Source organism: Ramlibacter sp. MAHUQ-53, from assembly GCF_052600055.1.
The window spans coordinates 1-724 of record NZ_JBQWTS010000023.1 but is presented as its reverse complement, the minus strand read 5'-3'; the positions used below and the strand labels follow the sequence as shown (position 1 = coordinate 724).

Here is a 724-nt window from a genome sequence, read left to right as displayed (position 1 = left end):
CATCTCAGATCACCTTGGCTTCGTTCTTGAGTTTGTCGACGAGGGTGGCCACATCCGGCACCTTGATGCCCGCGCCGCGCTTGGGCGGCTCGCTGACCTTCAGCGTCTTGATGCGCGGAGCCACGTCCACGCCCAGGTCCTCGGGCTTGAGCGTCTCCAGCGGCTTCTTCTTGGCCTTCATGATGTTGGGCAGCGTCACGTAGCGCGGCTCGTTCAGGCGCAGGTCCGTGGTGATCACCGCCGGCAGGCTCACCGCCAGCGTCTCCAGGCCGCCATCCACTTCACGCGTGACGTTGGCCTTGTCGCCGGCCACTTCCACCTTCGAGGCAAACGTCGCCTGCGGCAGGTCCGCCAGCGCCGCCAGCATCTGGCCGGTCTGGTTGCAGTCGTCGTCGATCGCCTGCTTGCCCAGGATCACGAGACCCGGCTGCTCCTTGTCCACCAGCGCCTTGAGCAGCTTGGCCACCGCCAGCGGCTGCAGTTCGAGGTCGGCCGGGGTCTCCACCAGGATCGCGCGGTCCGCGCCAATGGCCATGGCCGTGCGCAGCGTCTCCTGGCAGGCCGTCACGCCGCAGGACACGGCGATCACCTCGGTGACCGCGCCCTTCTCCTTCAGGCGGACCGCTTCCTCCACCGCGATCTCGTCGAACGGGTTCATGGACATCTTCACATTGGCGATGTCCACACCCGTGTTGTCCGACTTCACGCGGACCTTCACGTTGTA

The 724-nt window shown here is 66.0% G+C and carries 1 protein-coding gene; it reads right to left on the bottom strand.

Translation table 11 applies throughout. The features are described 5' to 3' along the window. Positions 1-4: 4 nt before the first annotated feature. Positions 5-724, bottom strand: a 720-nt coding sequence (locus ACT80S_RS19130; protein WP_377419145.1) for an electron transfer flavoprotein subunit beta/FixA family protein, incomplete at its 5' end; no start/stop codon positions are given.